The organism is Inquilinus sp. (assembly GCF_039594555.1).
In the GTDB taxonomy this organism is placed as follows: Bacteria; Pseudomonadota; Alphaproteobacteria; order DSM-16000; family Inquilinaceae; genus Inquilinus.
The window spans coordinates 1-4,117 of record NZ_JBCNNF010000527.1 but is presented as its reverse complement, the minus strand read 5'-3'; the positions used below and the strand labels follow the sequence as shown (position 1 = coordinate 4,117).

Below are 4,117 nucleotides of genomic sequence, written 5' to 3'. Positions count from 1 at the left end.
GGTAGCGCTCCTGCAGCGACGGGCGCGGGTCATGCGCGGCGATCCGCTCCGCCCTGGTCCGGGCGAAGGGGATGAAGCCGCCGAGGAAGGAGCAGCCGCCGCCGGCGCCATAGCCCTGGGCCAGCACGTTCCAGCCGGTATAGGTGCCCAGCGGCACCAGCGCCTGGACCGAGGGCACGCCCGCCACCTCGTTGCCGTCGCCGTCGACGCGCACGACCTTGGACGGCAGCGCCTGGCGGATCCGCGGTGGCAGGACGTCCGGCACGCCGCTGAGGTCCGGATAGTCGAAGCCGCGGCCGACATCATAGTCGAGGAAGACGTTCAGCCTGCCGTCCGGCCGCGGCGCGCCGGGGATGGCGGGCCAGCTCATCGCCCGGGAATCCGGGTCGACCAGGTCGCCGGCGGCGAGGGTCGGATAGCGGCTGGCCGGCGGCGCCTTGCCCGACCGCACCCAGTCGACCAGCGCCGCCTGCAGCGCCCGCAGGGTCATGGATGACGGGTTCGGGTTGCCCGGCATCGCGCAGGCGGGCAGGGCCTCCCCGGTGGTCGAGAAGCCGCCGATCGCCGACCCGCCATGGGTCACGCCGGGGAAGTAGTAGCGCCGCACATTCGCCGGCAGCGGCAGGTCGCGGCGCGCATCGGTGCCGACCAGCCCGGGCGACATCCGCAGCCCCCACAGCTCCGCCGCGCCGAAGGTCTCCATGATCTTCGGGCAGGTGCCGGTGGCCTGGCAGCGGTCCAGCAGGCTGGTGGTCCCGCGCCGGCGGGCCCGGTCGTCGTATCGCGTCCACCACAGCGTGCCCTCGCTGCCCAGCTCGTAGAGGGTGGCGGCGCCGCCGGGCACGCCGAAGCGGATGTTCATCGGCAGCTGGCGGGCGGCGATGTTCGGATTCATCCCGTCGAACACGATCCGCCCCTGCTCGTCGGCGTTGAAGCCGAGATTGAGGAAGCTCTTCAGGAAGTTGCCGGATTGCGAGGTGCCGGTCGCCACGGTCCAGCGCACCAGCCCGGCCGCCGGGTTGGCGGTGCCGGCATCGTCCGCCGCGGCATGGCGCAGGAAGGCGGTCAAGTCGCGGGTGGCGGCGAAGCCGATGCCCAGCACCTTCGGCGCCTTGCCGGTATAGGCCAGGCCATAGGCGAAGCGCGGGTCGAAGCCGCCGCGCAGGCAGATCCAGCCGGGGTCGGGCGTGCCGGGGAAGGCACTGGTCGAGCAATTGCCGAAGGCCCAGTCGCGCGGCGGGACCGGGATCGCCGGTCGGTCGTCGGCGGATTGGCGGAACAGCCGCGCCCGGCGGGTGTCCAGGGTCGCCGGCACCGGCCCGGGCCCGGTGCGGGAGAAGCCGACCAGGATCGGCAGGCTTGTCGTCCCCGGCGCCATGTTCATGAAGCGGGCGAAGGCCGGGCCGGTCAGGCTGGCCGCCACCGGCACCTCCGCCGTCTGCAGCCCGTCGGCGGCCGGGATGTCGCCCTGCCAGCCGCTGACCACGCGGATATGGCCGTCCGGGTCGGCCTTGACGCCGCCATTGCCGCGGTTCGGCACGTCATAGACCAGCACGCCGCTGGCCTGCTTCGGGTCGGCCGGCAGGGCGATGGCGAAGGTGGCGCTGTATTCGACCTTGCCACGGGAATTGCGCGGCGCCTGGCGCAGGTCGGTGATGATCGCGTTGGCCGGGTCGGCCGGATCCAGCTCGCCGCGGAACCGGCCCTGCAGGATCTCATAGGCCGGGGCGCCGGGCTTCGCCGGGGCGGCGGAGTCCTGCCGCTCCACTGTCAGCATCGTAAGCCGGGCCTGGGCCGCGCCCGGCAGGGCCGCCGCCAGGACGAACAGCGCCGCGGCGCGGATGATGCAACCCCTCATGCGTTCCCCCTTATGTCGTTGTGATCGGGCCGGCGGCGCCGGCGTCAGCCGTCGTCCGGCAGCTCCAGGTCGAGCAGGGCGGAGGACAGCGACTTGCCGTGGCTGTCCAGCGCCAGCGAGGTGGTGACGCCGCTGCCCAGCACGCTGCGGCCGACGAAATGCAGCGCCGCCAGGCCGGGCAGCTCGAAGCGGGTGAAGCGGCCGGCGAGGTCGCCGCAGATATGCGCCTCCACCCGCTCCGCCGTCACCGCGCGGCGCAGCCGGTCGTAGTCGGCCGGGTGGCGGGCGATCACGCTCAGCGTGGTGGTGTCGCCCTTGTCGCCGGCGCGGGCATGGGCGAGCGTCCCCAGGCGGACCATCATGCCTCCAGGATCTCGACTGCGGGGCTGACATCCCGCCGGTCGATCAGGGTCGAGACGATGCCGACCACGGGACGTAGCGCGCTGCGCACGCCACCCCCCGCCGCCGGGCCGTTGGTGTACAGGCTCTCCACCTCGCGCGCGGCGTCGCCCGCGGCCTCGGCGGTGGCGGCGCGGGCGCACAGGCGCAGCCGGACCTCCGACGGCTCGCCGCCGCGCAGCCGGCCGGGCAGCAGCGAATCGACGCCGACCAAGTCCAGCCGCAGGTCGGTAACGTCGCCGCGCCGGGCCAGCCGCTCGCGCACGATCTCGGCGGCGCGCCGGCCGCGCTCGACCGCGCCGGACCCGCCATAGGAGATGCCGGCCTCCGCCTCCCACCCCGCCTCATAGGCGACGCTGACCTTCAGCGACTCCGGCCGCGGTTGCCCGCGCGCGCCGGCGACCGCGACACGGTCGGCGCCCCGCTCGGCCACCGCCACCCCGGTGACGTCCAGCACCACGTCGGGGGTGACATAGGCGCCGGGATCGGTGACCTCGTACAGCAGCTGCTCGGTCACCGTGGCGCGGCTGACCCGGCCGCCGGTCCCCGGCAGCTTGGTGATCGTGATCGCGCCATCCGCCGTGACCTCGGCGATCGGGAAACCGAGATCGGCGAGGCCGGGCGCGTCGCTGCCATCGGCATCGGCGAAATAGCCGCCGGTGACCTGCCCCGCGCATTCCATCAGGTGCCCGGCCAGGGTGGCGGTGGCGATGCGGCCGGCATCGTCCAGCGCCCAGCCGAAGCGCCAGGCCAGCGGCGCCACGAACAGCGACGGGTCGGCGACGCGGCCGGTGATCACCAGCTGCGCCCCGGCCTCCAGCGCCGGCAGCATCGCATTGGCGCCGAGATAGGCGTTGGCGGCGATCAGCGGGCCGTGGGAGGCCAGCGGCCGGCCGTCCTCAAGGGCGAGGGCGGTGGGGTCGATCCGGTCCAGCACGTCGTCGCCGGTCACGACACCGATCCGCAGCTTCACGCCCAGTTCGCGGCACAGCGCGGCGGCGCGGCGGCCGGCGCCCACCGGATCGGCGGCGCCCATATTGGTGAGCACCCGGATGCCCTGGGCGGCGACGCCCGGCAGCACCGGCCGCAGCCGCCGCTCCAGCAGCGGGTCGAAGCCGGCATCGGGGTCGGCCCGGCGGCGGCGATGGGCAAGGGCGATGGTGCGCTCGGCCAGGCATTCGAACACCAGCGCGTCGAGCTTGCCGCGCGCCACCAGCTCCGCCGCCGGCTCCAGCCGGTCGCCGGCGAAACCGGCGCCGGCCCCGATGCGCATCGTGCGATCCGGCATTCAGATGGCTCCCGTGGCCCAGGCGACGGCCGTCATGACGAGGGTCGAGGCGAAGGCCCATTTGAAGATGAAGCGCTGATGCGCGCCCAGCTGCACCCCGGTCAGCCCGACCAGGATGAAGGTCGAGGCGGTGAGCGGGCTCAAGGGGAAGCCGGTGGTCATCTGGCCCAGGATCGCGGCCCGGCCGATCGCCAGCGGGTCCTGGCCCAGCGCGCCCGCGGTGCCGGCGAAGACCGGCAGGATGCCGTAGTAATAGGCGTCCGGCGTGAACACCAGGCTCAGCGGCATGCCGGTCACCGCCACGATCTGCGACAGGTAGGGCGCCAGGCTCTGCGGCACGATCGCCACCAGCGCCTCGGCCATGGCGCCGATCATCTTGGTGCCGCCCAGGATGCCGGTGAAGATGCCGGCGGCGAAGATCATGGCGGTGACGGTGACGACGCTGTCGGCATGTTTCACCAGCCGCTCGCGCTGCTGCTCCCAGCGCGGATAATTGACCAGCAGGGCGATGGCGAAGGCGGTGATGAACAGCACCGGCAGCGGCCACAGCCCGGCCAGAAGCACCACGATCA

3 protein-coding genes and 1 pseudogene are annotated in these 4,117 nt (G+C 73.6%); all 4 read right to left on the bottom strand.

Annotation, left to right across the window (positions count from 1 at the left end):
• The coding region (locus ABDW35_RS33295; RefSeq protein WP_343718141.1) for an alpha/beta hydrolase domain-containing protein at window positions 1–1,858 on the bottom strand (1,858 nt) is incomplete at its 3' end.
• A 44-nt stretch (window positions 1,859–1,902) separates the two neighbouring features.
• Window positions 1,903–2,220 carry a hypothetical protein gene (locus ABDW35_RS33290; protein WP_343718140.1) on the bottom strand — a complete coding sequence of 106 codons (318 nt, stop codon included), beginning with the start codon at window positions 2,218–2,220 and terminating at the stop codon, window positions 1,903–1,905.
• A complete protein-coding gene (locus ABDW35_RS33285) occupies window positions 2,217–3,545 on the bottom strand; it encodes an acyclic terpene utilization AtuA family protein (RefSeq protein WP_343718139.1) in 1,329 nt (442 codons plus the stop codon). The genes ABDW35_RS33290 and ABDW35_RS33285 overlap by 4 nt, the downstream gene beginning before the upstream one ends.
• A pseudogene (locus ABDW35_RS33280) lies at window positions 3,546–4,117 on the bottom strand (citrate transporter); the annotation flags it as partial.

What these genes read in the sequence shown, in the direction of transcription:
- ABDW35_RS33285 (WP_343718139.1), bottom strand. Translation starts at nt 3,545, where the DNA reads ATGCCGGATCGCACGATGCGCATCGGGGCCGGCGCCGGTTTCGCCGGC.
- ABDW35_RS33290 (WP_343718140.1), bottom strand. Translation starts at nt 2,220, where the DNA reads ATGATGGTCCGCCTGGGGACGCTCGCCCATGCCCGCGCCGGCGACAAG.